28 protein-coding genes are annotated in these 25,619 nt (G+C 46.6%); 7 read left to right on the top strand and 21 right to left on the bottom strand.

The annotated features are described in order from the left end of the window. Positions 1–28: 28 nt before the first annotated feature. Genes BUC01_RS08420 through BUC01_RS08410 form a run of 3 tightly spaced genes read right to left on the bottom strand, consistent with a single transcriptional unit; the run spans position 29 to position 2,028 of the window. Positions 29–943 (bottom strand): DUF2156 domain-containing protein, encoded by a 915-nt coding sequence (locus BUC01_RS08420; RefSeq protein WP_073313342.1) that lies wholly within the window; start codon positions 941–943, stop codon positions 29–31. A 54-nt stretch (positions 944–997) separates the two neighbouring features. Then, positions 998–1,693 carry an LrgB family protein gene (locus BUC01_RS08415; protein ID WP_025834615.1) on the bottom strand — a complete coding sequence of 232 codons (696 nt, stop codon included), beginning with the start codon at positions 1,691–1,693 and terminating at the stop codon, positions 998–1,000. Further along, positions 1,690–2,028, bottom strand: a complete 339-nt coding sequence (locus BUC01_RS08410) for a CidA/LrgA family protein (RefSeq protein ID WP_025834616.1) — start codon at positions 2,026–2,028, stop codon at positions 1,690–1,692. The genes BUC01_RS08415 and BUC01_RS08410 overlap by 4 nt, the downstream gene beginning before the upstream one ends. 300 nt (positions 2,029–2,328) lie before the next feature. On the opposite strand from BUC01_RS08410, the gene BUC01_RS08405 reads away from it, so the two are divergent. The 6 genes from BUC01_RS08405 (at position 2,329) to BUC01_RS08380 (ending at position 9,365) form a co-directional block, all read left to right on the top strand. Next, entirely contained in the window at positions 2,329–3,012 is a 684-nt protein-coding gene (locus tag BUC01_RS08405) for a hypothetical protein (protein WP_025834619.1), read from the top strand. A 31-nt stretch (positions 3,013–3,043) separates the two neighbouring features. Beyond that, positions 3,044–3,835, top strand: coding sequence for a hypothetical protein (locus BUC01_RS08400; protein WP_025834621.1), 792 nt, complete (start codon positions 3,044–3,046; stop codon positions 3,833–3,835). 40 nt (positions 3,836–3,875) lie between these two features. Further along, positions 3,876–5,423, top strand: a complete 1,548-nt coding sequence (locus tag BUC01_RS08395; RefSeq protein ID WP_073313340.1) for a hypothetical protein — start codon at positions 3,876–3,878, stop codon at positions 5,421–5,423. Between the two features lie 130 nt (positions 5,424–5,553). After that, on the top strand, positions 5,554–6,570 hold the full coding sequence (gene pta / locus BUC01_RS08390; protein ID WP_073313338.1) for a phosphate acetyltransferase: 1,017 nt from the start codon (positions 5,554–5,556) through the stop codon (positions 6,568–6,570). Positions 6,571–6,591: 21 nt separating this feature from the next. After that, positions 6,592–7,794 carry an acetate kinase gene (locus BUC01_RS08385; protein WP_025834622.1) on the top strand — a complete coding sequence of 401 codons (1,203 nt, stop codon included), beginning with the start codon at positions 6,592–6,594 and terminating at the stop codon, positions 7,792–7,794. 170 nt (positions 7,795–7,964) lie between these two features. Then, positions 7,965–9,365 (top strand): alkaline phosphatase, encoded by a 1,401-nt coding sequence (locus tag BUC01_RS08380; RefSeq protein WP_025834625.1) that lies wholly within the window; start codon positions 7,965–7,967, stop codon positions 9,363–9,365. 76 nt (positions 9,366–9,441) lie between these two features. On the opposite strand, the gene BUC01_RS08375 is transcribed toward BUC01_RS08380, so the two are convergent. From BUC01_RS08375 to efp, 7 genes are all read right to left on the bottom strand, one after another. Next, entirely contained in the window at positions 9,442–9,651 is a 210-nt protein-coding gene (locus BUC01_RS08375) for a hypothetical protein (protein ID WP_025834627.1), read from the bottom strand. A gap of 114 nt (positions 9,652–9,765) precedes the next feature. Beyond that, on the bottom strand, positions 9,766–11,196 hold the full coding sequence (locus BUC01_RS08370; protein WP_073313336.1) for a polysaccharide deacetylase family protein: 1,431 nt from the start codon (positions 11,194–11,196) through the stop codon (positions 9,766–9,768). Between the two features lie 25 nt (positions 11,197–11,221). Beyond that, complete coding sequence (locus BUC01_RS08365) at positions 11,222–11,986, bottom strand: UDP-2,3-diacylglucosamine diphosphatase (protein WP_073313334.1); 765 nt, start codon at positions 11,984–11,986, stop codon at positions 11,222–11,224. Between the two features lie 22 nt (positions 11,987–12,008). Further along, a complete protein-coding gene (locus tag BUC01_RS08360) occupies positions 12,009–12,320 on the bottom strand; it encodes a metal-sulfur cluster assembly factor (protein ID WP_025834752.1) in 312 nt (103 codons plus the stop codon). Positions 12,321–12,398: 78 nt separating this feature from the next. Next, positions 12,399–13,085, bottom strand: a complete 687-nt coding sequence (gene radC / locus BUC01_RS08355; protein ID WP_025834750.1) for a RadC family protein — start codon at positions 13,083–13,085, stop codon at positions 12,399–12,401. Between the two features lie 19 nt (positions 13,086–13,104). Further along, positions 13,105–14,094, bottom strand: a complete 990-nt coding sequence (locus BUC01_RS08350) for a glycosyltransferase family 2 protein (RefSeq protein WP_025834748.1) — start codon at positions 14,092–14,094, stop codon at positions 13,105–13,107. Positions 14,095–14,324: 230 nt separating this feature from the next. Beyond that, the gene (efp, locus tag BUC01_RS08345; protein WP_025834747.1) at positions 14,325–14,891 is read right to left on the bottom strand and encodes an elongation factor P; all 567 of its coding nucleotides are present in this window, start codon (positions 14,889–14,891) and stop codon (positions 14,325–14,327) included. Between the two features lie 190 nt (positions 14,892–15,081). Between efp and rpmH the strand changes: the two genes are divergently transcribed. Then, positions 15,082–15,243, top strand: coding sequence for a 50S ribosomal protein L34 (rpmH, locus tag BUC01_RS08340; protein ID WP_002558970.1), 162 nt, complete (start codon positions 15,082–15,084; stop codon positions 15,241–15,243). 93 nt (positions 15,244–15,336) lie between these two features. Here rpmH and BUC01_RS08335 read toward each other — a convergent pair whose 3' ends face one another. From BUC01_RS08335 to murI, 11 genes are all read right to left on the bottom strand, one after another. Further along, on the bottom strand, positions 15,337–15,726 hold the full coding sequence (locus BUC01_RS08335; protein ID WP_025834746.1) for a rhodanese-like domain-containing protein: 390 nt from the start codon (positions 15,724–15,726) through the stop codon (positions 15,337–15,339). An 8-nt stretch (positions 15,727–15,734) separates the two neighbouring features. Beyond that, positions 15,735–16,427 (bottom strand): NigD1/NigD2 family lipoprotein, encoded by a 693-nt coding sequence (locus BUC01_RS08330; protein ID WP_025834743.1) that lies wholly within the window; start codon positions 16,425–16,427, stop codon positions 15,735–15,737. An 8-nt stretch (positions 16,428–16,435) separates the two neighbouring features. Next, positions 16,436–17,593: a hypothetical protein gene (locus BUC01_RS08325; protein WP_025834741.1), complete on the bottom strand. Its 1,158-nt coding sequence runs from the start codon at positions 17,591–17,593 to the stop codon at positions 16,436–16,438. A gap of 13 nt (positions 17,594–17,606) precedes the next feature. Beyond that, positions 17,607–18,593 carry a D-alanine--D-alanine ligase gene (locus BUC01_RS08320; protein WP_073313331.1) on the bottom strand — a complete coding sequence of 329 codons (987 nt, stop codon included), beginning with the start codon at positions 18,591–18,593 and terminating at the stop codon, positions 17,607–17,609. Continuing rightward, the gene (locus BUC01_RS08315) at positions 18,590–19,660 is read right to left on the bottom strand and encodes an RluA family pseudouridine synthase (protein WP_073313329.1); all 1,071 of its coding nucleotides are present in this window, start codon (positions 19,658–19,660) and stop codon (positions 18,590–18,592) included. Before BUC01_RS08315 ends, BUC01_RS08320 begins: the two co-directional genes overlap by 4 nt. Positions 19,661–19,719: 59 nt before the next feature. Beyond that, entirely contained in the window at positions 19,720–20,361 is a 642-nt protein-coding gene (locus BUC01_RS08310; RefSeq protein WP_073313326.1) for a PASTA domain-containing protein, read from the bottom strand. Between the two features lie 299 nt (positions 20,362–20,660). Further along, positions 20,661–21,614 (bottom strand): Rossmann-fold NAD(P)-binding domain-containing protein, encoded by a 954-nt coding sequence (locus BUC01_RS08305; protein ID WP_025834739.1) that lies wholly within the window; start codon positions 21,612–21,614, stop codon positions 20,661–20,663. 19 nt (positions 21,615–21,633) lie between these two features. After that, a complete protein-coding gene (locus tag BUC01_RS08300; RefSeq protein ID WP_025834737.1) occupies positions 21,634–22,881 on the bottom strand; it encodes a glutamate-5-semialdehyde dehydrogenase in 1,248 nt (415 codons plus the stop codon). A 392-nt stretch (positions 22,882–23,273) separates the two neighbouring features. After that, entirely contained in the window at positions 23,274–24,356 is a 1,083-nt protein-coding gene (gene proB, locus BUC01_RS08295; protein WP_025834734.1) for a glutamate 5-kinase, read from the bottom strand. Between the two features lie 42 nt (positions 24,357–24,398). Beyond that, the gene (locus tag BUC01_RS08290) at positions 24,399–24,635 is read right to left on the bottom strand and encodes a DUF2007-related protein (protein WP_025834732.1); all 237 of its coding nucleotides are present in this window, start codon (positions 24,633–24,635) and stop codon (positions 24,399–24,401) included. Positions 24,636–24,721: 86 nt separating this feature from the next. Continuing rightward, on the bottom strand, positions 24,722–25,561 hold the full coding sequence (gene murI / locus BUC01_RS08285; RefSeq protein ID WP_025834730.1) for a glutamate racemase: 840 nt from the start codon (positions 25,559–25,561) through the stop codon (positions 24,722–24,724). Positions 25,562–25,619 lie beyond the last annotated feature (58 nt).

The raw sequence follows: 25,619 nt of genomic DNA, 5'->3' as shown, positions 1-25,619 counted from the left end.
TTACTTAATTGACTGTATAAATATGGAGTTACCATTTCACAGGTTCTACGGGAGTCTCGTTCAGGCACGCCATATATTTCTCCAGAATGATGGTCGGCTGATAGGATAGCTTGGCTTTACGCAATCCTTCAATACCCAGGTCTTCTTCCCGGTTGACATAAATATATTGTTCGGGGATATGGTTGGCGAATTCATAGTTTATCATGGCGTAGGCACCATCAATACTGGTGTCGGCCTTTTCCACATGTACTCCGAATGTGTCCTGGTTGATAGGCATACCGAATGTGAAAGCTACAATCTTGCCGTTCACATGAAGGATGCCACCTGTCAGGCCGAGTGCCTCGAAATTGTGCAATGCGTAGATGAGGGCACGACGTTCGTTACCGGTACCTTCGTGCTGGTCGCAGTTATTCACTTTACACCATTCGGCTTCCAGGTCAAGACACTCCCGGATGCGGTCGGGGGTGAGAGGGACGTATTCGTAATTGTAAGTCCGACGGAACTTGTTGAGGTGGTTCCGTTTGGCCTGGAACTTTTTACCCGCTAATGTGGAGAGGTCGGTACGCAGATACAGGTAATCGGCATAATCCCTGTCCGCTTCAAAGTGGAACTTGCCCGGCATGATGGCTTCCAGGTCTGCCCGCATACCTGCGCATACGCCAAGCATACAGAAGCGTTCACCTTCTTGTCCGGCATCTTCTATCATATCTTCCAGTACTTTCTTTAAATCTCCGTTTCCTACCGGCATCATGTACACTAGTTTGTCACCTGCCCAGAATTTCAGTATCAGGAATCCGTCCTGCACGGCAAATTGCGTATCGTAAAGGAAACGCCAGCTACAGAGGTTGGAAAATGAAAGGTCACAGTTGCGCCGGGGGCTGTTCTGTGTATAGGATGTGATGACTTCTTTGTCTGTAAGTTCGATGTCTTTAAATGATATCATATAATCGTTTTCGTTAAGTTGATTACTTAGAATAACAAAGATAGGGAGAAATTGTTATAGCAGACCTAATAATCGTAAAATAGTTGGGGTGAGCAGGGCAGTGAAGATTCCATTTAGCGTCAGTCCGAGGCTGGCGTATGCTCCGTATTTGCTGCTGATGTCCATTGCGGTGGAAGTTCCTACGGCGTGGGCGGCGGCTCCCAGGGATAATCCTTGGGCAATGGGACTACCTACACGGGTCAGTTTCAGGGTTTTGACACCGACAATACTGCCTAGCAAACCCACGCAGACTACTACGGCAGCCGTTAATGATGGAATACCGCCCAATGTTTTGGCCACCTCCATAGCGATGGGAGTGGTGACGGATTTAGGGGCGAGTGAATAGATTATTTCCTGTGGCGCTCCCATCAGCTTGGCGATCACCACAACAGAAACTACTCCGATAATGCAACCTGCCAGTTGTGAAAGCAGGATGGGAACCAGTTGTTTCCTGATGGCTTCTAACTGTAGGTAGAGGGGAACACCGAGGGCTACCACGGCCGGTTTCAGCCAGAATTCTATGAGATGCCCGCCTTTGTTGTAGGTGTCGTAGCTGATATGTGCCATTTTTAGAAAGATAATCAGGACGGCAATGGTCAGAAGAATGGGGTTGAGCAATAGGATGCCTGTTTTCTTTTGTAGCAGTTTGGAGAAGAAAAATACGCCAAACGTAACGGCTAACAGGAAGAACTCGTTGTCTAAGTAACTCATTTTATTTTACGTGTTAGTTGATGAACCCACCCTGTTACTACCAATACCAGCAGGGTGCTGACTAATGAAGCGATGACTATGGGCCAAAACTGGTCGGCGATGATGTCAAAATAAAGCATAAGAGCTACACCGGGTGGGATAAAGAAAAATCCCAGATTAGCAACCAGAAAGTCGGATAATCCCTGCACCCATTGCAGTTTAATCCAACCCAATTTCAGAAAAAGGGTGAGCAGCAGCATACCTATGATGCTGGACGGAAGTTTGAGGTCCGTAAGAAAAACAACCAATTCACCCAAAGCCAGGCATCCGAAAAGGATGGCGCATTGACGAATCATAATACTATATACCTATTTGTTATTATTAAACTCGACTTCCTTCAGCCGAAAGGGGTTATAACTTCGTTGAAACCTTTCTAATAACCTGTCAGAAGCTGAATTGTTTACTGAAAACGCTGCAAAGTTAGGCATTTTGCAGCTTGGCTGTCACTGTTTACCGTGATATTTATTTCCATTTGTCTGGAGGCAATGAAAAAAAAAGACGCGATATATATATTATTAGAAATTTTTGCCTATTTTTGCGAGGAACAATGTATATAAAGTTTCAACATAAATATTAATCTTTTAAACAGGAAGAATATGAAAAAGAGTTTATTTATTAGCGCTTTAGTAGCGTTTGTTATGATGTTTTGTGTAAATGTGAATGCACAGGAAAAAGCGACTGGTAAGGCTTATAAAGACCTGAAGAAGCAAGAAAAAGTTTTGGATAAGGATTTGCAGAAAAAAGCAATCAAAGAAGCCCGCAAGGAAGCCAAGAAACTGGAAAAGGAAGGTTTCAAGACTCCGGTAGGCAAATTGCCTTTGGCTAAACAACTGGAAACAGCATGGGAAAAGCAGGCTGAACTGGATACGGAAGGTAACCCGTATTGGTATATCGCTTCTTCAAGAGCGGTAGGTGGCAACCAGTCGGCGGCTGCCTTGCAAGCAACCAATGCTGCAAAAATTGACCTGGCCGGTCAGATTCAGACCAAAGTATCTCAGTTGATTGAAGCTAAAGTGGCTAATGACGATATGGGACAGGAAGAGGCTGCCAGCCTGTCAAGCGTAGTAGCTTCCAGCAAGAGTGTGATTTCTGCTACATTGGGCCGTACTATTCCTTTAGTGGAAGTGTACAAAACTTTGCCTAACAAGAATGTGGAAGTAATGGTGACTATCGGCTACAGTATGCAGTCTGCCAATCAGGCCGCTATCCAGGCTATCCGCAAGGAACTGGCTGCCAAGTCAGAAGAACTGGCAAAACAGTTGGATAAACTGGGCTATTAATTAATTCCGTTTTCTAAAAAACAGATGGTGAATGAATAGGAACAACCTGATTGGGTGGATATTCCTTGTGATATGTATGACAACTGCTCCACTGCACGCCCAGACCGTTAAGGTGAAAGGCGCGCAGGGACGTTGGCAGGTGAGTGAGGAGATTACGCTGAAAGAAGCGGAAGAACGCGCTTTTATGGAGGCGAAGAAGGAAGCCTTGCGCAAAGCTGGCGTCATGGAGAATGTGTGGTCTGTGTTCGGACAGATTTCGCAAGACAGCGGTACGGAATTTCATGAGGCGTATTCACAAATGAACGTGCTCGCGATTGGTGGAATGGTGAATGTCACTAATAAAAAAGTGGAGGAAGTGTGGGATACGGATACCCGCAGCCTCTATAAAGTGGTGACTATCGACGCCGTAGTGCAGAAAGAGGAAAAGGTGGATAAGTCGTATGCGCTGGAAGTGAAGGGCGTTGCGAATCTATATAAGGAAGGAGACGTATTTACCTGTACGCTGAAAGTACACGGGACGGACTCTTATCTGAAATTCTTCTGGTTTGACAGCACCGGTGGGGCGTTGCTCTATCCTAATACTTATGAGCCCAACACTTTGTTGAAAGCGGAGAAGGAATATGGAATTCCTTTCAGTAATGCGGTGGATTATCGTATGGAAAAGCAAGGGAAAGAAAGTGAAAAAATCAACATGATGATGGTGGCTACCAAAGAAAATATTCCTTTTACGGATGAGGTGACCTATCAGAATGTGTTGAAATGGGTATATTCCATTCCTAATGACAAGCGTTGTGCCTTCTACGACATGATACTTATCAAGTAATGCATGTTTTATTTTTAACTTCTCTAAATCTATTATACAGATGAATAAGATGAAGTGTTTTTCGGTTGCTTTGACTGCTTTCTTCCTGTCGGCAGCGCCTTTGTGTGCGCAGGATATCGAGAAAGAATTTGATGATTTCGCGAAGCAGCAGCAACAAGAATTTGATGATTTCAAGAATAAGGCGGATGCGGAGTTCGAAACATTCCTGAGAGAAACGTGGCAGAAGTTTGAGGCGTTTGCCGCCATTCCGGCTCCTGAACGTCCCGAACCGCCCAAACCGGTAGAGTTTGATAAGACGAAGCCGGCTATGCCTCCGGTGAACATAAAGCCTGCTGCGCCGAAAGTGCCGGATGCCCCTGTGCCAAGTATGGGCGACAAGGTGCCTGTGGACGTGAAACGTCCCGACTTACCGCCCATTGAGGATAAGCCCGCACCGGGTATATATGTGCCGGGAAAACCTTATACTCCTGTGTTGGTGGAAGTGCCTTCCGTAAAGCCGGGTAGTACGATTTACCGTACACCTGTGAATTTCTACGGTACTACGTTTGATGTGGCTTTGGAAATGGCGGAAGACCTTTCTTTGAAGGGAAATCGTGAATCTGACGTGGCGGATGCCTGGAAAACTCTTTGTAAGAGGAACTATGAACAGATGGTGAAGGATTGCATGACAATCAAGAAGGAAAAGAACCTGAGTGACTGGGCGTATTTACTTTTCACCAAGCAAATCGGAGTACAGTTATATGGTGCAGGAAATACAAACAACATCGTATTCTTGCAGATGTTCCTCTTGAATAAGTCCGGCTATAAGGTAAAGCTTGCCAAGATTGACGACCAGCTAAAACTGATGGTTGCTCCTGCCGGTACCATCTATGGCACACCTTATCTTACTATAGGCGGCAATAAGTATTATGTGTTCGAACCTACCCCGGGTGGCTCGATGGGCATTTATACGTATCGTCAGGACTTTGCCAATGCCAAGAATCTGGTATGCCTGAATATTGAAGGTATTCCTTCTTTCTATATGAATGAGTTTGAAAGGAGTCTGACTTCATCTACGGGTGCTGTGAAAGTACAGACGCAGGTTAATAAAAATCTGATAGACTTTTATTACGATTATCCGCAGTGTGATGTAGTGATTCACTATAAAACCCCGATGAGCGAGGAACTTCGTTCTTCACTTTATCCACAGTTGAAAACTGCCATTGAGGGTAAGTCTCAGAAAGATGCCGCCAACATTTTGCTCAACTTTGTGCAGACCGCCTTTGAATATCAGACGGACGGAGAGCAATTCGGATTTGAAAAGCCGAACTTCCCGGATGAGACATTCTATTATCCTTATTGTGATTGCGAAGACCGTGCGATGCTTTATTCCACTTTAGTGAGGGATTTGCTCGGCTTGGATACCATTCTTCTGGATTATCCCAATCATATTGCTTCGGCCGTCCGCTTCACGGAAGAAATCTCCGGTGATTATGTGGTGTTAGATGACGGCAGCAAATATTTGATTTGTGACCCTACCTATATCGGTGCACCGATCGGTGCCTGCATGGACCAATACAAACAAGTAGCTCCGGAAATCATCCGTTAGTGTTAAATTTTATAATAATTGCAGTTCGGGGTATAAAAATGCCCCGAATTGCAATGTTGATATTGCAAAATTGTGTACTTTTGCGGCGTGAATAACACGTCTACTGGATTTTTATACACAATTTATATATATGCAGAGATTAATTAATGAAATCGTTGAGCGGGCGAAAGCCGACCGCCAACGTATTGTTCTTCCTGAAGGTACGGAAGAACGTACTTTGAAAGCTGCCAATCAAATTTTGACAGACGGAGTTGCTGACCTGATTCTTCTGGGTAATCCGGATGAGATCAATGCTTGTGCAACGGAATGGGGACTTGGGAACATCAACAAGGCTACAATCATCGATCCGGAAAATCATCCGAAGAAAGAAGAGTATGCACAATTGTTGTGTGAACTGCGTAAGAAGAAAGGTATGACCATTGAGGAGGCTCGTAAGCTGGTGGTTAATCCGCTCTACCTGGGCTGTCTGATTATTAAGAATGGTGATGCTGACGGTCAGTTGGCTGGTGCACGTAACACTACGGGTGATGTGCTTCGTCCGGCTTTGCAAATCATTAAGACGACTCCGGGCATCACTTGTGTATCCGGTGCGATGTTGCTGTTGACACATGCTCCCGAATATGGAAAGAATGGTATTTTGGTAATGGGTGACGTTGCTGTTACTCCGGTTCCTGATGCTGAACAACTGGCACAGATTGCTGTCTGCACAGCCCGTACGGCTAAGGCTGTAGTAGGTATGGATCCGAAGGTGGCTATGCTCAGCTTCTCAACCAAAGGTTCTGCTAAACATGAAGTTGTGGATAAGGTAGTTGAAGCTGTGAAGCTTGCTAAGGAAATGGATCCGGATTTGGCTATTGACGGAGAATTGCAGGCTGATGCTGCATTGGTTCCGGAAGTAGGAGCGAGCAAAGCACCGGGTTCTGCCATTGCTGGTAATGCAAATGTACTGATTGTGCCGAGTCTTGAGGTAGGTAATATCTCTTATAAACTGGTACAGCGTTTAGGTCATGCAGATGCGGTTGGTCCTATTCTGCAGGGGGTTGCCCGTCCGGTGAACGACTTGTCACGTGGTTGCTCTATCGAAGATGTTTATCGCATGATCGCTATTACAGCTAATCAGGCTATTGCAGCGAAAAATCAAAAATAACCATTAAATCTGATATATAAAATGAAAGTCTTAGTTTTGAACTGCGGTAGCTCGTCCATCAAATATAAGTTGTTTGATATGGATCATAAGGAAGTTATCGCACAAGGTGGCATTGAAAAAATCGGTCTGCAAGGCTCTTTCCTTAAATTCACTTTGCCTAATGGCGAAAAGAAGATATTGGAGAAAGATATTCCTGAACATACCGTAGGAGTAGAATTTATTCTGGATACATTGACCAGTCCCGAATATGGTGCCATCAAGTCTTTGAACGAAATAAATGCAGTGGGTCACCGTATGGTGCATGGTGGTGAGAAATTCAGCGAATCCGTATTGCTGACTCAGGAAGTTCTGGATGCTTTCACTGCTTGCAATGATTTGGCTCCGCTTCATAACCCCGCCAACCTGAAAGGTGTGAACGCTATCTCTGCTATCCTGCCGAACGTACCGCAGATTGGTGTGTTTGATACAGCATTCCATCAGACTATGCCGGACTATGCTTATCTGTATGCCATCCCTTACGAACTTTACAAGAAATATGGTGTGCGCCGTTATGGCTTCCACGGAACTTCTCACCGTTACGTTTCAAAACGTGTGTGCGAATATCTGGGTGTGAATCCGGAAGGAAAGAAAATCATTACCTGCCACATTGGTAACGGCGGCTCTATCACTGCTGTCAAAGATGGCAAGAGCATGGACACCAGTATGGGGCTGACACCGTTGGAAGGTTTGATGATGGGTACCCGTAGTGGTGACATTGATGCGGGCGCCGTAACTTTCATCATGGAAAAAGAGAACCTGACTGCTACCGGTGTGTCCGACCTGTTGAACAAGAAGAGTGGTGTGATGGGCATCTTCGGCGTGTCCAGCGATATGCGTGAACTGGAATCTGCTGTAGCTGCAGGTGACAATGATATGGCTATCCTGACTGAGAAAATGTACTTCTATCGTATCAAGAAATATATCGGTGCTTATGCTGCTGCTTTGGGTGGTGTGGATATTATCGTGTTCACCGGTGGTGTAGGCGAGAACCAGGCTTCTTGTCGCGCCGGTGCATGTGAAGGTCTGGAGTTCATGGGCGTGAAACTGGATCAGGAAAAGAACAAAATCCGTGGCGAAGAAGCTGTGATCTCTGCTGAAGATTCCAAGGTGAAGGTTGTGGTTATCCCGACTGACGAGGAACTGATGATTGCCTCGGATACAATGGATATTCTGAACAAGAAATAATCCTTTTAAAAGTAGATAGCATCGCAACAGCGATGTAACAATAATGCCGGAAGCAATGCAGATTGTCTTCCGGCATTATTTTTTTAACAATATCTGCTCCGTCACTGGTTTAAAATCCTTATCTTTGTTTTCCCTTTGATTTATTCAAACTACTTTAAATATATCAATTTATGAAAAGACTTACGTATTTATTGTTTTTTGTCTTGTTGACAGGTATGACGTATGCGCAACAGGCAAAGTATGTATTTTATTTCATCGGTGATGGAATGGGAGTAAACCAGGTGAATGGTACGGAAATGTATCTGGCTGAACAGGAAGGACGCATCGGCGTAACTCCATTGCTGTTTACCCAGTTTCCGGCTGTAGGCGTTGCCACTACTTTTTCCGCCACCAACTCCGTTACCGATTCTTCCGCTGCCGGAACAGCCCTTGCTACCGGAGTGAAAACTTATAACGGTGCTATCGGAATGGACGATCAGAAGAATGTGCTCCAGTCTGTTGCCGAAAAGGCTAAGAAAGCCGGAAAGAAAGTAGGTGTAACCACCAGTGTCAGCATAGACCATGCTACTCCTGCCGCTTTCTATGCTCACCAGCCCAACCGTAATATGTATTATGAAATTGCCCTTGATTTGCCGAAGGCAGGTTTTGATTTCTATGCAGGCGGAGGTTTCCTGAAGCCGACTACTACCGCCGAAAAGAAAGAGGCTCCAAGTATTTTCCCTATCATCGAGGAAGCCGGTTATACTATTGCAAAAGGTGTGGATGATTTTAAGTCTAAGGCTGCTCAGGCCGACAAGATGGTTTTGATTCAGAAGGACGGTGCTACTCCTTCTTGTTTGCCCTATTCTATTGACCGCAAGGAAGGTGACCTGACTCTTGCTGAAATCACAGAAAGCGCTATTTCTTTCCTTACCAAAGGCAAGAACAAAGGTTTCTTCCTGATGGTAGAAGGTGGAAAAATTGACTGGTCTTGTCACTCTAACGACCCTGCCACAACTTTCGAAGAAGTGATTGATATGGACAATGCCATCAAAGTGGCTTACGAATTCTATAAGAAACATCCGAAAGAAACCTTGATTGTGGTAACTGCCGACCATGAAACCGGTGGTTTAGGACTGGGTACAGGCAAATATGAACTGCACCTGAAAGCTCTGAAAAATCAGAAACAGTCTCAAGACCTGCTTTCTACTGCCATCACTGACTTGCGCAAAGCGAAAGGACATAATGTGACCTGGGAAGATGCTAAAGCTTTGTTAGCTGAAAAGATGGGCTTCTGGAAAGAACTGCCTTTGACTTGGGAACAGGAAAAGATGTTGCGTGATGAATTTGAACAGTCGTTCGTGAAGAATAAAGTGGTCTTTGAGGAAACTCTTTATTCGAAGACTGAGCCGCTGGCCGCTTCTGCAAGGAAAGTCATGAGCCAGATTGCTATGGTGGGCTGGACAAGCGGTAGCCATACTGCGGGATATGTTCCTGTATATGCAGTGGGCGCAGGCTCCAAAGAATTTGCAGGCAAGTATGACAATACGGAAATCCCAAAACGTATAGCAAAAGTTGCGGGGTACAAGTAATATAGTTAGAAGTTACGAGCTACAAGGCTATGCAGTGTAATTGCGTAGCTAGCCACTTGTAGCTCGTAACTTCTAACTACTTTAAGTCTTCCTCAATCACTTCGTCTATTTCTTTGAGGCGTTCTTTCCGTTCCTTCTTGGATTTAACCTTTTGATCCTTATATCCGAGGTCTGTATGCTCGGAAACTTCTTCACTGAATTCTTCAAACTTATCCTTTGCCGGCCGACCATGCGGGTCAATATTCTCTTCGGCAATCGCATCGTTTCTGTAAATCATATCATCCATAACAAATAAGCTTTAATGGTTTATGATATTACTACAAGATTACTTGCAAAAAGTTCCGGGCAATCATGTTTTCCCGTATCTATTTACAGAAGATTAAATCGGTGAAGTATCTGTTTAGAGTGCCGGAAGCAGGTGCTTTCGAATTAAATCCAGCTTAATTTGTTCGTTTCCGGTGTGTGCCTTCACTGCAATTACGGCATCCTTTTCCGGAATGACAAGGACGTATTGCCCGTTTACTCCGTCGGCACAGTAAGCGGATGCTTTGGCGGTCCACTCTTCCGACAATATCTGCCGACCGTTCCATTTTCCTTTTTGCAGGAAGAGTTGTCCCATTTTGGCAAGGTCTTCCGTTTTGAAGAACAGGTTCCAACCACTGCGATTGGTGTTTTGCAGGTTTGCCTGAAACTTCACGCCAACAATGCCTAACGGACGAAACAGGTGCGGGTATAAATAATCAGCGAGTTTCTCCTTGTCGTTTGTGGAGTCTATCCATATATAGCTTGCAGATTCCTTATCCTGCCCGCAAGTCCATTCTTCGGCAAGAATGTTGCCATGTTGCACAATCATGATGCTGTGCAGGTCTTGGTTGTTTTGCTGTGCCGCTTTCAGATATTTTTCCATCGCTTTTCCCAGTTTCCCGGGAGTGGTGGCACGGGGGAGACCTTTCGTTAGCTGATTGATGGAAATCAGCTTGATGCCTTTATCTTCAATGGTTTGTTTTACACGCGGGCTGGTGAGTAAATCCGTCACTCCTTGGCGGTCGAGCGCTACATTTTCATAGCCGATATGGAAGACAGGATGCATTTCTTCATTGTCCAGTGCCGGGTGGTCAAGAAACAGGTAACGTTTACCCGCCTCCAACTTGTTTAGTGAACGGATAAAGCTTTCTTCCTTTTCGGCGCTTGTCCGGCTCGGACCGTCATAACCGATATAGGTAAACTGATAATTTTCCGGTGAGTCCATACGGTCGATGGAGGGAAGATGATATTCTTTTGCTAGGCGCAGCACCATTTCATTTACTTCTTTGGTGAACCCTGTGGATAGCATATGCCCCGTCAGATGACTGAGTTGAGGGATATTTTTCAATGCCATCTCTATCTGTGCACGAAATTCCTGCTCCACTTCCTTCAAGTCCCATTTATTTTCCATAACCGACTGTCCCGGATATGCCGGATTAGGTCCCATCATTGGATAAAAGTATCCGTTCTCATCCGTCAGACTGGGGCAATGTGTCAATGGACGCCACTTTACATTCTCCCATTCGCTGGTAATGACTAAATGCAATCCTACGTCCAGTCCCGGATTTTCTTTCAACAGGCAGACGGCTTCCGGATACCAGGCAGCTACGGGCATCACTTCTACAGAGCGGGCAATTCCCGACTGATAGGTCTGTATGCAGGCTTCGTTAACAGAGTGGAAAGCTCCGAGATCATCAATGCGAATAACAAGGGTAGGGGCGGGTTGGGTGAATTGTCCCCATGCCGGAAAGATGCTTATGGCAAACAGGCATACGGTGAAGGAAAGTTTCAGTCTTGACAGGTTCATATCAGATGATTTACGAGAACAGGAATTACAGCCGGGTTTCTCCTTCGATGAAGTTTTCGAGGAAGAAATTCTCGCCATCAAAGACGGCATAAGAGAAGAAATTAATCCAGTCTCCTAATATCGTGATGCGTGCTGTGGCGCTTAACATCAGGTCCAGCTCGATGTGGCGATGGCCGTAAATGAAGAAGTTGATGTTCGGGTGGCTTTTCAGGTACTCTTTTGTGTAGAGTATCAAGAACTCTTTGTCTTCGCCCATATAATCGGGTTCTTTGCCGTCAACACGTTTCTGGCGGCTGTGCTTTGCCCAGTTCAGTCCCCACTCCATACTCCAACGGGGGTGGATGGCAGAGAACAGGATTTGCAGGAATTCGCTGTGAAACATGGAGCGCAGCAGTTTGAACTTCTTGTCCGGGTCGCCCAAACCATCACCGTGTGCGAGGTAGAACTCCTTGCCATATATTTCTGTGGTGAGCGGTTCACGGTGCATGATGACGCCGCACTCTGTGGTCAGGTAGTCGGCACACCAGATGTCGTGATTGCCAGTGAAGAAATGTACCTCCACTCCCATATCCGTCAGTTCGGACAGTTTGCCCAAAAAACGGGTGTAACCTTTGGGCACAACGGTTTTGAATTCATACCAGAAGTCGAACATATCTCCTAACAAATACACGGCAGATGCTTTGTGCTTGATACTGTCGAGAAAATTAACGAGGCGTCGTTCCTGAGTGCGTCCGTGTTCAATGGCGCGGGAGCCGAGGTGTGCGTCCGAAAGGAAATATACGTTCTTCATACTTCTGGGTTTAAAGTTTGCGTTATAAAAAGCCCAATTCCAGTTTGGCTTCTTCACTCATCATATCCTTGTCCCATTCCGGCTCAAACACCAGATTGATGGTGGCGGCAGTGACACCGTCAACCGATTCAACTCTCTGGCGCACATCTTCCATGATGAAGTCGGCAGCTGGACAGTTGGGAGCTGTTAAGGTCATGTCGATATTTACTTCTCCGTTGTCGGAGAGATCTATCTTGTAGATAAGTCCCAAGTCGTATACGTTTACCGGGATTTCCGGGTCGAATACAGTCTTGAGCATCGCTACTATTTTCTCTTCTATTTCAAACTTGGTCATATTCGTATGGTTTAGTCAGGCAAAACTAAAGAAATTAATTGAGACTACAAAAGAACGGGTTTTGAAAAACACCATCATTTAAATCATTCCTTCATCATTGAAACTGTAATATCTCCCGTCCGTGACAATAACGTGGTCGATGAGGCGGATGTTCATCGTTTGCGCTCCCTTTTGCACGAGTTGCGTCAGGCGTTGGTCGTCGGTGCTTGGGCGGGGGGTGCCGGAAGGGTGGTTGTGTACAAGGGCTATCTGCGTGGCGCGTTGTATCAGTGCTTCGCGCAGGATGCTGCGTACGTCGGCGGTGGTCTGGTCGATGCCGCCGCGGCTGATGCGTGTTTTCTCGATGACGCGTGAAGACTGGTTGAGCAGCAATACCCAGAATTCTTCGTAAGCCAGGTCGCAGAGCAAAGGGTGGAAGAGTTCGTAAATGTCCTGTGAAGAACGGACTGTGGCGCGTTCCGGCCGTTCTTGTAGTTTGCGGCGTTTGCCCAGTTCCATTGCCGCCATGATGGTGATGCTTTTGGCGGGTCCGAAGCCTTTGAAGCGGGAGAAGTCGCGTACTTCCCATCTTCCCAATTGATTCAAGTCGTTTCCGCATTCGGCAAGTACCCGTTGCATCAAAGTTACTGCGCTTTCCTCTGTATTTCCTGAACCGATAAGGATGGCGAGAAGTTCGGCATCGCTCAAAGCCTCCGCGCCTTTCAGTATCATCTTCTCCCGCGGACGGTCTTCTTCCGCCCACTGGTTGATATTTAGTTTTTCCATACTAATCGCTAATCGTTCATCACTTATAAAAGTTCTTTTTGAATGCTTCAAATTCATCTTTGCCCCGTATGCAACGGTTCCACCATGCCCGCCAGAAGCCGGTACCGTAGCCGATGAGTTGGATGAAAGAAGCGGCAATGGAGTAAATGCCGATAAGCAAACTCCGGTTTTGGATGGCGGAGTCGGCGCATACCAATAGCGCATATAGCGCGATGGGCGTCAGACTATAAAGGCAGAACGGAGCGCCGAGCAACAGTATTGCCACGCCAAGCGTGAATGCTGCCGGCAGGAGGTGGACAATCTTCAGTGATTCCGGGTACTTCTTGTACAGATTGATGCGTGCAATCCCCGAATTGTGCACTTGTTTGAAGAACTTCTTCAAGTCCGTGCGCCGCTTGTGATATACCCACGCATCCGGGAACAGCCGACACTGATAACCGCCTTTGAATATCCGGATGCTGAAGTCAATGTCTTCTCCGAACCTCATTTTGGAGAAGCCTCCAAGTGCAGTGTATGCGTCCCGTCTGACTCCCATATTGAAGCTTCGCGGATAGAATTTATCCATTTTCTTCTTTCCCCCGCGGATGCCTCCGGTGGTGAAGAAAGAAGTCATGGAGTAATTGATGGCTTTCTGTATGTCGGTGAAAGATTCATGTGCGCGGTCCGGTCCGCCGAAGGCGTCGGCGTGGGAGGTTTGAAGTTCTTGCTCGATGGCGGAGAGATAGCCTTTGGGTAGTATGCAGTCGGAGTCCAGTATAATCAGATATTCTCCGAGGCTTCGCTCCGCACCGTAGTTCCGACTTTGTCCGGGGCCGGAGTTGGGCTTGTCGTAATAGTGTATATCCAGTTCTTTCTGATATTTTTCTACTGTTTCCTTACAGGGGATGGATGAACCGTCTTCCACAACCACTACTTCGAAGTCCTTGAAGGTTTGTTGCGTCAGACTTTCCAACAGTTCGTCTACCTCATCGGGACGGTTGTATACAGGGATGATGACGGAGTATCTCATTAATCAATCTTTTAGTTTGTTACCAACTTGATGACTTTTATATTCGTTGCCTGTCTTTATCTGTTTGTTCATGACTGCAATCGTTTTTATTGCTTACAAAGATAAACTATTATTTTCCGATAATCTTTTCATTTATCTTTTCTTTTGGCAGTTCTTATACAAAAACTGCCTGTCAGGAGTGTCTGATTCTCCCGGCAGGCAGCTTATATATATGTATGAAACAAGCAGTCTTATACCTTCACGCGGCTTACGTAAGAACCGTCGCGAGTATCGATTTCGATAGTTTCGCCTTCGCTGATGAACAAAGGAACGCGTACTGTGGCACCTGATTCAACTGTTGCAGGCTTCAGAGTGTTAGTGGCTGTGTCGCCTTTCATACCCGGTTCAGTGTAAGTGATCTTCATTTGTACCTTGATAGGCATATCAGCATAGAGAACAGTTTCAGTAGAAGCATCAGATACTACATCAAGTACCATTCCTTCCAGCAGGAAGTCAACACCATTGATCAGGTCGTGAGCGATGGGATGTTGGTCGAAAGTTTCCTGATTCATGAAGATATAGTCTTCACCTTCTTTATATAAGAATTGGTAAGGACGGCGTTCCACGCGTACATCTTCCAGTTTCTCACCGATGTTGAAACGACGTTCAAGTACGTAACCGTTTACTACGTCTTTCAGTTTAACACGCATGAAAGTGTTACCTTTTCCCGGTTTTACATGCAGGAAGTCAATACAGAAATACAACTTGTTATCCATGCGGATACAAGTTCCGATTTTAATGTCTTGGGCATTAATCATACTAATATTTTTTATTTTAGATGTTATTTAATTTGTCTCCAGTGAGCTTTGCGGGTGCAAAAGTAATGGAAATCAGTAAAAATCGCAAAAAGTTTTGAGAGAAAAAGACTTAACTCTTGGTTATTTTGAAAAAAGTCCCTATTTTTGCAGCCCGATTACGTGAAATAATAACATAAAACAATATACAGTAATGAAAAGAACATTTCAACCCTCTAACAGAAAGAGAAAAAACAAACACGGTTTCCGTGAGAGAATGGCTTCCGCTAACGGTCGCAGAGTATTAGCTGCACGTCGTGCTAAAGGCCGCAAGAAACTGACTGTTTCTGACGAATACAACGGAGTGAAAGCATAAGCGCACTCTTGTTATAAAGAGATTAAGAAAGCCGCAAAGAACTGACAACAGTGCTTTGCGGCTTTTCTCTTTTCAATGATTTATATTTTTCGGTTATTCCTCTATTTCTTTTCCTGCTTTCTTCCAACCCTCGAAGCCTTCATTAAGGTCGTAGACTTTGTACCCCTTTTCACTGAGAATGGCAGCGGCTTTCTTGCTGCGTTTACCGCTGCGGCAATAGAGGGCTACGGGTTTCTCTTTCTGTAGTGTGGAGTCGACCATAGCAGCGAACTCTTTATCCAGCACATTGATATTGATGCTGCCGGGAATGTGTGACTCGGAATATTCAGCAACTGTACGCACGTCCAGGCGCTGAACATCGGAATTGTCGATTATCGTGGAAAACTCTTCCGCCGAAACAGACTTGAAGTCTCCTTTCTGCTGACAGGAAAAAAGGGAGCTGAAGAACAGGCAGATACCTGCAATGAAGGAATTCATTTTCATAGGATATTCTATTTAGGATTATATTCAAATTCATAATTCTTTTCTTCTCCGGAATAGGTTATAAGAGAGAACCGTACAGTGACTTGCTTTATTCCTTCCGCAGCATATTGCCGCAGGGGAACGGAAAGATAAGCGCGTTTGCTGTAGGCTTGCACATCTCCGTCGCTATGGTACAGCAGCAGATGAACGAACCGATGACCGGTTTCTTCGTCCGTGCTGACTTCTTCTTCCACAAAGTGGAATGAATGTTTTCCATTCTGTGCCCTGATGTCCAGTATCATGTTCAGATAATCGAGTCCCATCCAGATACTTGTCACGTCAGCCGGGTCGCGTTTCACGCCGTCCTTGAATGTCGGCGATGATGGTGGTTCCGGCACGGGAGATACGGCATTTAGTAAGGCATACAATTTCACTCCGGATGTACCGTCGGTTGCCACTGCTGTACTGTAGTTGCTGACTATACGGGCAGAGGCATTTGCGTCTATACGTGTATTGGATGCGTCTTCCACTACAGCGAAGGTTTCTCCTTCATCTGTCAGGACAGACTTTATATAGCCGCTTGCGTCTGCTTGCGCAGTCAGGAATTCCAGTTTTACGGGTGGATAATAATAGTCGTCGTCATCACCACAGGAAACCAGCACGCACATCAGTACGGGCAAGAGCCAGCGTAAAGAAACGGGGAATTGTAGCTTACCTTTCATACCTTACTTTATTTCGGATTATCAGTTTGGGTAGCCAGATAATTTGTCAGTGGGTTGGCATACATCAGCAATATCTTCTCGCGCAGGAAAGGTATGTCTTTATTATCCAGTTCAATGCGGTTGAGCTGCCGGTCAATGTATTCCAGAAAATGTTGTTTCTCTTCGGCGGTGTAGTTGCCGGAGAAAGTTCCGGTATCTGACAAACAATCGTGGGCTATATAGTTGCCGGGATATATGCGATAGTTCGCATGGATTCTCCGGTCTATGAGGGCGGAAATCTGTGAGAAAAGTTCGGGTTTCGGGAGGGAACGGTCCAGTTTTGCCAAATCCTCATTGATGCAGGGCGAAACCTGGAAGTGTACCCGGCCTTTGAATCCGAAGAGTCCGGTCTGCATGTTTTTCAAGTCGTCCGCCTGTGTCTTCTTGTAGTCCGGTATGTCACGTTTCAGCTGGAATTCCTGTGCTTTCAGATAGTCGCAGGGATCGTATTCATAAGAAATAGCCAGCGGAACGATATCCATTTCAATCAACCGGTTGACGATGTCGCCTTCTCCGCCTATGGCAAGCATTTTGAGTACGCTTTCCTGGGTGCGGTCGTTCGAGTCCTTGGCGCGTCCCTCGCGTTGGGCTATCCAGATGGACTGGTGCTTGTCCTTGATGGTGTGATGCATATAGCGTGACATGCGTGCCGAAGACTCCAGCATCTGGCGCATGGTCAGGGCGCGTTGCACAATGAATGATTTGTTGACACGTACGAACTTCTTAATCCAGGGATAGATTAACAGGTTATCGCCAATGGCAATCTCCACGGTGTCCATGCCTTGGTCTATCAGCTCTACGGACAGGAAGCCGGAGTCGAGGATGATATCCCTGTGATTGGATATATAGGTATAGGCGGCTTGTTTATCAGAAAGTGCCGTGTGGTCCAAAGTCACTCCTTGAGTGGTATCTTTGGCAAACCTTCTTAGAATTGTGTAACAGAATGCTTTCTGAAACTCCAACTTCGTCTTGCATGAACGCATTTTCTGCGCAAGTGCCTCAAAAGGAACTTCCGGAAAAACAGCAGTCGCCACCTGCCGGAAAGCCGGATCGGCAATCAATTCCTCATAAATCTGAGGGAGTTCCTCGTCATGATAAGGGCGAATTTCATCAAATTCCACTTCCATAGTGATTAACGTTTTAGTGATGAGTGATTAGCTGGTTTTCTATAATATCTGTCATTACATCTTTTATATCCAGTCCGGCGGCACGCACCTGTTGGGGTATGAAGCTGGTGGTCGTCATTCCGGGAGTGGTGTTCACTTCCAGCAGGTTGATTTTCTCACCGGCAGTGATGATATAGTCCACACGGATGATGCCGGAGGCACCCAGAATGTCATAAATGGCGGAAGTCAGCGTCTGTACCCGGCGAGTCAGATCGTCGGAGATGCGGGCGGGAGTGATTTCGGAAACCTGTCCGTTGTACTTGGCGTCGTAGTCGAAGAATTCATTCTCCGTCACCACTTCCGTGATGGGGAACACTACCGACTTCTCTTTAGTCTTGTAGCAGCCGCAGGTAATTTCTGTTCCTTCCATGAAGGCTTCCACCAGGACTTCTTGCGCTTCACCGAATGCCTTAACAATGGCAGGCTGTATTTGTTCTTTCGTCTTAACCTTTGTTACACCGAAACTTGAACCACCCAGGCTGGGCTTGATGAAGCAAGGCAAGCCGATCTTTTCCAGCACGTCTTCGTCGGAGATGGACTGTCCCTGCCGGAGTACTAAGGACTCTGCAATGCGGACGCCGAATGCCTTCAGGTATTGGTTGCAGGCAAACTTATCATAGGTAAGCGCAGCAGCCAGCACTCCGCAACAGGAATAGGGGATGTGGAGCAGGTCGAAGTAGCCCTGCAAGCGTCCGTCTTCGCCCGGAGTGCCATGAATGGTGATATAGGCAAAGTCGAACGTCACCTTTTGGCCGTCCAGCTGGAAACTGAAGTCATTCCGGTCGATGGGGGCTTTACCGCCGTCGGGGAGTTGCGCATGCCAGTCCAGCCCTTGCATTTCCACAATATATAATGTATACTTCTCCTTATCGATAAAGGAATAGATGCCCTGTGCACTGCGCAGGGAAACCTGGAATTCGGAGGTGTCACCTCCGCAAACGATAGCAATCGTGCGTTTCATTCTAAATCTCTGTTACTGATGTAGCCTCTCCATTTGTCTATCAGCTGGGTCATGTCGTCGGGCAACTCCGAGGTGAAGTACATCTCTTCGCCGGTGGCGGGATGTACAAACCCCAGCGTCATGGCGTGCAGTGCCTGCCGTGGGCAAGTGTCGAAGCAATTGTTTACAAACTGTTTGTATTTACTGAAATGAGTACCTTTCAGAATCTCGTGGCCGCCGTAGCGCTCATCATTGAAGAGCACGTGCCCGATGTGCTTCATGTGCACGCGTATCTGGTGGGTGCGTCCAGTTTCGAGGATGCACTCTACAAGGGTGACATAACCCAGACGTTCCAGCACGCGGTAATGGGTTACGGCATGTTTACCCTGGTCGTCGGGCAAGACGGTCATTTGCATACGGTCTTTGGGGTTCCGGCCGATGTTGCCGGTGACGGTTCCTTCGTCCTGTTCCATGACTCCCCACACCAATGCACGGTAACGGCGTTTGGTGGTTTTGTTGAAGAACTGTATGCCGAGGTTGGTTTTGGCATCCGGTGTTTTTGCTATGACGAGCAGGCCGGATGTGTCTTTGTCGATACGGTGCACCAGCCCCACGTGAGGGTCGTTGGCATCATAGTCGGGGTTATCTTTCATGTGCCAGGCGATGGCATTCACTAAAGTTCCGTGATAGTTTCCGTGTCCCGGGTGGACAACCAGTCCGGCAGGCTTGTTCACCACCATGAGGTATTTATCCTCATAAACGATATTAAGTGGAATATCTTCGGGAATGACTTCGTTTTCGTAGCGCGGGCGATCCATCATGATGGTGATGACGTCCATCGGCTTCACTTTGTAGCTGCTCTTGACGGGTTTGTTGTTGGCCATTACGAAGCCGTCTTGCGCTGCTTTCTGGATGCGGTTGCGCGAAGCGTTCGTCAGGCGGTCGAACAGGTATTTGTCTACGCGCACCATCTCCTGCCCCCTATCCACTACCACGCGGAAGTGTTCATAAAGTTGCGCCCCTTCGCCGACGGGTTCCACATCGTCCAGGTCGTCAATTGCTATGTCGTCCGGCAATTCTTCTATCATTTCTCGTTTTTTCTATATGATATTATGAAAGAGTCGTTATACCTCGTATATCGTTGCGGTTAGAACCAGGATTCGTCCGCAGCAGAATCTCCGGAAGAAACGGGTGCTGTGGTTGCTGTTCCGATAGAGTCTCCTTCCTGGGGCAATTCTCCGCCATCACCTACCACTAATGTTAGCGTGGCGCCTGTGGGCACTTTTTCACCGTTGGCCAGTGTGTGTCCTTTATATTTCACTTCATATACCCAGTCTTTCTCGCCGGGCACGTGTTGGTTTTCGGTCAGTTTGAAGCCGGATGCCAGCAGACGTGCCTGTGCCTGGCGCATGGAACTGTTGTCCGCTACGTCGGGAACGGCTTGTAAGGGGGTGCTTAGTGTGTTTATTGTCAGATAGATGGTCCGTCCTTCCTTCACTTTCTGTCCGGCGGAGGGGTTGTAGTCGAGGATGCAACCGGCGGGCAAGTTCTTTACATAGCTGGAGTCGGAAACGATGCAGTTTAGCTTCTGGTTGCGGAACAGCTTTTTGGCTTCTGCCACTCCCATGCCTTTTACATTAGGCACTACTACCGCTTCACCGTGACGGGTATATATGTCCAGTCCCTTCAGGACTCCGAACAGTGCAAGGGCAACCACGATGACCATTGCAATCAGGTTTACCCAGAAAAACTTATTCTGCCGGAAAGAAAAAAACTCCTTTATTGTCATAATCCTTAGCGTTATTTGGGGCAAAGATAATGCAAACCGAAGGTAGTACAAAATAAGCTCGCTTATTTTTAATGCTGAGGTGCAGCTTATCTTTATCTTTGAAGAAAAAAAGGCATATTAAAATCTATCCTGCATTATTCATCGCAGGAGTTAAAGGAGTTATCACTTCGTTAGGAGTTAAGGAGTCAGAGCCGGTACTATTGTATTATGCAAGTAAAACTATTGGCTTTAACTCCTAAACCAATTTGTCGGCTGATAACTCCTTAACTCCTTTAACTCCGGAGTGTGAATTGTTCAGGTTAGAGAGATTCGAGTAATCTCTTCAGCACCACCGTAGCGGATATTTCGCGATTGGCAGCTTCGGGTATTACGATAGATTGTGGGCTTTCGATGACATCGTCCGTTACAATCATGTTGCGGCGCACAGGCAGGCAGTGCATGAAGTAGGCCTTATTGGTTACGGCCATCTGGCGGTCGCTGACGGTCCATTCGCGGTCTTTGCTCAGGATTTGTCCGTAGTTATCGCCTGTGTATGCCGCCCAGTTTTTGGCATAGATGAAGTCGGCGCCTTCAAAGGCTTTCATCTGGTCGTATTCCACGCGGGCATTTCCTACGAATTGTGGAGCAAGCTCGTAGCCTTCGGGATGGGTGATGACGAAGTCATAATCCGTAGCGTTCATCCATTCAGCGAATGAGTTAGGCACGGCTTGGGGCAATGGGCGAGGGTGTGGTGCCCAGGTCATTACCACTTTGGGGCGGGCTGTCTTTTTATATTCCTCAATGGTGATGAGGTCGGCAAAGCTCTGCAACGGATGGCGTGTGGCGGCTTCCATTGAGAACACCGGACGCCCGGAATGCTTGATGAATTGGTTGATGATGATTTCATTATAATCATCTTCTTTATTCTCGAAGCGGGCGAAGGAGCGCACACCGATGATGTCGCAATAACAACCCATTACGGGGATGGCTTCCAACAAGTGTTCGGGTTTGTCGCCATCCATGATGACACCACGTTCTGTCTCCAACTTCCATGCTCCCTGATTGATGTCAAGTACGATGACGTTCATGCCGAGATTCATCGCAGCTTTCTGAGTACTGAGACGGGTTCGGAGGCTGGAGTTGAAGAAAATCATCATCAACGTCTTGTTCCGGCCCAACTCTACGTATTTGAAACGGTCTTTCTTAATCTCAAATGCTTCATCCAGTGCAGCTTTCAGATTTCCGATATCCTGCACACAAGTAAACTTTTTCATATTTGTAATTTTTGATTAATCACTCCCTTATTTGTCCTTCGCCCTCTATAATCCACTTGTAGGTGGTGAGTTCTTCCAGTGCCATCGGACCGCGGGCATGAAGTTTCTGCGTGCTGATACCGATCTCGGCACCCAGTCCGAATTGTGCTCCGTCCGTGAAGGAAGTCGGTACGTTGACGTAGACACAGGCGGCGTCCACATCGCGGCAGAACCATTCGGCACGGGATTTATCTTCGGTCACGATACATTCGCTGTGCTTGGAACCATATTTCCGGATATGTGCGATTGCTTCGCGGATGGATTGAACGGTCTTCACGGACATCTTGTAGTCCAGAAATTCGGTACCGAAGTCCTCTTCTGTAGCTTCTTTCAGCAATTCTTTCGGATAGTTGCCTTTCAAGGTGCTGTAAGCATAAGAATCTGCATAGATTATCACGTTGCTTTCAGGCAGTGGTCGGCAAAGTGCGGGCAAATCGTTGAGGCGGTCGGCATCAATCAACAGACAGTCCAGGGCGTTGCATACGCTGACGCGGCGGGTTTTGGCGTTGTTGATGATGGCGGCACCTTTTTTTACATCACCGTCCCGGTCGAAGAAAGTATGGCAGATGCCTGCACCGGTTTCGATAACCGGAATGGTGGCATTTTGGCGTACAAAGTTGATGAGACTACTGCTTCCGCGGGGAATGAGCAAATCTACATAACCTCTGGCATTCAGTAATTCGGCGGTTGCTTCACGGTCGGCGGGAAGCAGTTCTACGATGTGCGGGTTGACGCTGAAGCGTTCCAACACCTCGTGAATTACGCTGATAATGGCACGGTTGGAGTAGTCGGCGTCACTGCCGCCTTTCAGGATGCAGGCGTTTCCGCTTTTCAGGCAGAGGGAGAATACGTCGAAACTGACGTTCGGGCGTGCCTCGTATATGATGCCGATGACACCAAAGGGGACGCTCACTTTCTTGAGCCTCATGCCTTTCGGGTGTATATTTTCCTTTAGAATGCGTCCCAGGGGTGAGGGAAGGGTTGCCACATTACGCGTGTCTGCGGCAATGCCTTGCAGACGTTCTTCGGTCAGCTTCAACCGGTCGAATTTCGGGTCTTTCGGGTTCATTCTATCCAGGTCTTTCCGGTTTTCTGTAAGAATGAAGTCTGATTTTGCCAAAGCGGCATCTGCTACAGCCAGCAAAATCCGATTGATTTCCTGGTCGCTCAGCGATAATAATTCGCGGCTGGCGTCTTGTACAGTAGCAAATACTTTGTTTAAGTTCATCTTTATTGTACTTTTTAGTGTTGATTACCTTGCAAATGTACTAATTATATTGAGAATGTACACTTTATCTCTTTGAAAAAGAATTAGTATACGGGGAAGTGTAGAAGTGCTGTATATTTATACGGTTTTTAGATTCAAATTCCTTGCTTTTGCCACGCCTATGGCGCAACATTGCCACGCCTATGGCAAGACATTGCCACACCTATGGCACGACTGTGCCAAAGCGATGGCAAGACTGTGCCACTTCGATGGCAAGAAGTTGGCAATGTACAGCTTCCTTTTTCCGGTTTTGAATGAAATGATGATTCATTACTGCAGCGGGAATGAATCAAAATCAGGAAAAAGACCTATAACAGAAACGACAGTTCCCAAACGGAGTATTGACATGCTTCTTATTCTATGTATAGATAGTCATAGTGCACCACCGGTTTCTTTCCATGTTTTCCCATTGCCTCCCTTGCCTGTGCAGAGTCGCAGTTGGCTTTTCCCACGCCTACGGGATTACCTTCGAAATCAATAATCCGCACAATGTCATCTTTTTCAAACTCTCCTTCGATAGCGGTGATGCCAACGGGCAGAATGCTGATTGCTTTGTCTGAATTCAGCACTTCCGTAGCACATTGATTGATGTGCAGTTCACCTTTGGCGAAACCTTCGCTGTGCGCAATCCATTTCTTTATGCTGGATACGGGCTCGGCAGAAGGTATGAAGCGCGTGCAGAGGGTATCTTTCGGATGTTGAATCAAATCGACAAGGATGTTATCACGCTTGCCGTTGGCTATGATAACCGTGATTCCTTCATCGGCTACTTTGCGGGCAATGTTGGTTTTAGTCAGCATACCGCCACGGCCGAAGCTGGACTTGGAAGCCTGGATATAAGATGAAAGGTCTTTGCCCTGTCCGATTTCCCGTATCACTTCCGAGGTGGGATCGGCTGGGGAACCGTTGTAAATGCCATTGATATTACTGAGTATAATTAGCGCTTGTGCGTCCATCATAGACGCTATTAGGCCGGACAATTCATCATTGTCCGTAAACATCAGTTCGCTTACGGAAATTGTATCGTTCTCATTGACAATGGGGATAACGCTATTCTCTAACATTACCGTCATACAGTTCTTCTGGTTGAGGTAGTGCCGGCGAGTGGCGAAGTTCTCCTTCATAGTCAGCACTTGCCCTACGGCAATACCATGTTCGCGGAATAATTCGTAATAGCGGTTGATAAGTTTGGCTTGCCCTACGGCAGAGAATAGCTGACGTTGATCCACACTGTCCAGTTTCTTGGCAGGGTGCACTTCACTGCGTCCGGAAGCTACGGCTCCGGATGATACGAGGATAATTTCTACTCCTGCTTTGTGCAGTTCAGCTATCTGGTCTACCAAAGCAGACATACGTGTTACGTCAAGAGTGCCGTCGCGGCGTGTCAGAACATTGCTGCCCACTTTTACGGCAATTCTCGAAAATTGTTGCTCCATGTGTCGTTATATTCTTCTTATGTGGTTTTATAGAGACTGAATTTAGTCTTCATCTTCACCTTTGCCACGCTCCCGGATTATTTCCATCGCGTCTTCGTACTTTTCCTCGCTGACGAGGATCGTTATGTCTGATGTTATGTAGGGCGCAATGGTGCTCATTAGTCCGTCCTTCAAAATAGTTGCTATACCATTGTTTTCGAGTAACCCCTTAACAAGTTCTGCTTCCCACGGTGATCCTTTGAACACCTCAACTGTACGGCTGTTGTCTGTTGATTTCATAATGGTAAGTATTAATAAGTTTATATTCTACAAATATAACAAGTATTTCGGAGAAAAGATTTCTTTTATTGCCAAATGTTTTACGATTATAGTTCTATCCGTTGTACGGTGACTGCCTTGTTCAGAAAGGTGGATGCTGATTCGATGAACTTCTCTTCCGCTTCTGTAGTGTAGTAAGAACATTTGCTTCCTTTGGTACATTTCGCATCCATTTCGGGATGACGCTGCAGGTAATCTTTCAGGCTGTCAGCTACCAGTTCTCCCTGTGCAACGGTGGTGATGCCTTCGGGCATATACTTCTTTATCTTAGGCAGCAGTAAGGGGTAATGTGTACAGCCCAGGATTACTGTGTCAATCTGCCTGTCTTTTGCAAGGAGTTCATCAATGTATTTGCGAATAAAATAATCGGTTCCTTCTCCTTCCGCTTCATTGTTTTCTACAAGCGGTACCCATAGGGGGCAGGCTTCACCCTGTACTTGAATATCCGGGAAAAGCTTATGTATTTCCAGCGGATAAGATTCGGACTTGACAGTTCCTGAGGTGGCGAGGATGCCTACATGGCGGCTGTGAGTAATGCCACCGATACATTCCACAGTAGGACGTATGACGCCCAATACACGACGTGACGGGTCCATACCGGGTAAATCATTCATTTGTATGTTGCGCAATGCTTTGGCAGATGCTGTGTTGCAGGCCAGGATAACCAGATGGCAACCCATCTCGAATAATTTGGTGACAGCCTGCAACGTAAATTCATATACAATCTCGAAAGACCGTGTGCCGTAGGGCGTACGTGCATTGTCTCCCAGATAGATATAATCATATTGGGGCAGGGCTTCGTGTATCTTGCTGAGGATAGTCAGCCCGCCGTATCCGGAATCAAATACGCCGATAGGGCCGGGGATAGTGGGTAATTCTTGTTTCATGATGGAAAAGCTATGTACACGCTACAAAGATAATGCAAATCGAATGCAGAACTTTCAT

The organism is Bacteroides stercorirosoris, from assembly GCF_900142015.1.
Classification (GTDB): domain Bacteria; phylum Bacteroidota; class Bacteroidia; order Bacteroidales; family Bacteroidaceae; genus Bacteroides; species Bacteroides stercorirosoris.
The sequence above is the reverse complement of the archived record's forward strand: the minus strand, read 5'-3'. Positions and strand labels throughout refer to the sequence as shown.

Excerpts from the sequence above, each read along its gene's own strand:
- BUC01_RS08385 (WP_025834622.1), top strand. The coding sequence starts at position 6,592 with ATGAAAGTCTTAGTTTTGAACTGCGGTAGCTCGTCCATCAAATATAAG.
- BUC01_RS08395 (WP_073313340.1), top strand. The coding sequence starts at position 3,876 with ATGAATAAGATGAAGTGTTTTTCGGTTGCTTTGACTGCTTTCTTCCTG.
- murI (WP_025834730.1), bottom strand. The coding sequence starts at position 25,561 with ATGAAACAAGAATTACCCACTATCCCCGGCCCTATCGGCGTATTTGAT.
- BUC01_RS08415 (WP_025834615.1), bottom strand. The coding sequence starts at position 1,693 with ATGAGTTACTTAGACAACGAGTTCTTCCTGTTAGCCGTTACGTTTGGC.
- BUC01_RS08300 (WP_025834737.1), bottom strand. The coding sequence starts at position 22,881 with ATGAACTTAAACAAAGTATTTGCTACTGTACAAGACGCCAGCCGCGAA.
- BUC01_RS08335 (WP_025834746.1), bottom strand. The coding sequence starts at position 15,726 with ATGAAAATGAATTCCTTCATTGCAGGTATCTGCCTGTTCTTCAGCTCC.
- BUC01_RS08410 (WP_025834616.1), bottom strand. The coding sequence starts at position 2,028 with ATGATTCGTCAATGCGCCATCCTTTTCGGATGCCTGGCTTTGGGTGAA.
- BUC01_RS08290 (WP_025834732.1), bottom strand. The coding sequence starts at position 24,635 with ATGAAATCAACAGACAACAGCCGTACAGTTGAGGTGTTCAAAGGATCA.
- BUC01_RS08420 (WP_073313342.1), bottom strand. The coding sequence starts at position 943 with ATGATATCATTTAAAGACATCGAACTTACAGACAAAGAAGTCATCACA.
- BUC01_RS08370 (WP_073313336.1), bottom strand. The coding sequence starts at position 11,196 with ATGAACCTGTCAAGACTGAAACTTTCCTTCACCGTATGCCTGTTTGCC.
- BUC01_RS08325 (WP_025834741.1), bottom strand. The coding sequence starts at position 17,593 with ATGGAAGTGGAATTTGATGAAATTCGCCCTTATCATGACGAGGAACTC.
- BUC01_RS08350 (WP_025834748.1), bottom strand. The coding sequence starts at position 14,094 with ATGAGATACTCCGTCATCATCCCTGTATACAACCGTCCCGATGAGGTA.
- BUC01_RS08330 (WP_025834743.1), bottom strand. The coding sequence starts at position 16,427 with ATGAAAGGTAAGCTACAATTCCCCGTTTCTTTACGCTGGCTCTTGCCC.
- BUC01_RS08320 (WP_073313331.1), bottom strand. The coding sequence starts at position 18,593 with ATGAAACGCACGATTGCTATCGTTTGCGGAGGTGACACCTCCGAATTC.
- BUC01_RS08305 (WP_025834739.1), bottom strand. The coding sequence starts at position 21,614 with ATGAAAAAGTTTACTTGTGTGCAGGATATCGGAAATCTGAAAGCTGCA.
- BUC01_RS08310 (WP_073313326.1), bottom strand. The coding sequence starts at position 20,361 with ATGACAATAAAGGAGTTTTTTTCTTTCCGGCAGAATAAGTTTTTCTGG.
- pta (WP_073313338.1), top strand. The coding sequence starts at position 5,554 with ATGCAGAGATTAATTAATGAAATCGTTGAGCGGGCGAAAGCCGACCGC.
- efp (WP_025834747.1), bottom strand. The coding sequence starts at position 14,891 with ATGATTAATGCCCAAGACATTAAAATCGGAACTTGTATCCGCATGGAT.
- proB (WP_025834734.1), bottom strand. The coding sequence starts at position 24,356 with ATGGAGCAACAATTTTCGAGAATTGCCGTAAAAGTGGGCAGCAATGTT.
- BUC01_RS08360 (WP_025834752.1), bottom strand. The coding sequence starts at position 12,320 with ATGACCAAGTTTGAAATAGAAGAGAAAATAGTAGCGATGCTCAAGACT.
- radC (WP_025834750.1), bottom strand. The coding sequence starts at position 13,085 with ATGGAAAAACTAAATATCAACCAGTGGGCGGAAGAAGACCGTCCGCGG.
- rpmH (WP_002558970.1), top strand. The coding sequence starts at position 15,082 with ATGAAAAGAACATTTCAACCCTCTAACAGAAAGAGAAAAAACAAACAC.
- BUC01_RS08400 (WP_025834621.1), top strand. The coding sequence starts at position 3,044 with ATGAATAGGAACAACCTGATTGGGTGGATATTCCTTGTGATATGTATG.
- BUC01_RS08315 (WP_073313329.1), bottom strand. The coding sequence starts at position 19,660 with ATGATAGAAGAATTGCCGGACGACATAGCAATTGACGACCTGGACGAT.
- BUC01_RS08380 (WP_025834625.1), top strand. The coding sequence starts at position 7,965 with ATGAAAAGACTTACGTATTTATTGTTTTTTGTCTTGTTGACAGGTATG.
- BUC01_RS08365 (WP_073313334.1), bottom strand. The coding sequence starts at position 11,986 with ATGAAGAACGTATATTTCCTTTCGGACGCACACCTCGGCTCCCGCGCC.
- BUC01_RS08375 (WP_025834627.1), bottom strand. The coding sequence starts at position 9,651 with ATGGATGATATGATTTACAGAAACGATGCGATTGCCGAAGAGAATATT.
- BUC01_RS08405 (WP_025834619.1), top strand. The coding sequence starts at position 2,329 with ATGAAAAAGAGTTTATTTATTAGCGCTTTAGTAGCGTTTGTTATGATG.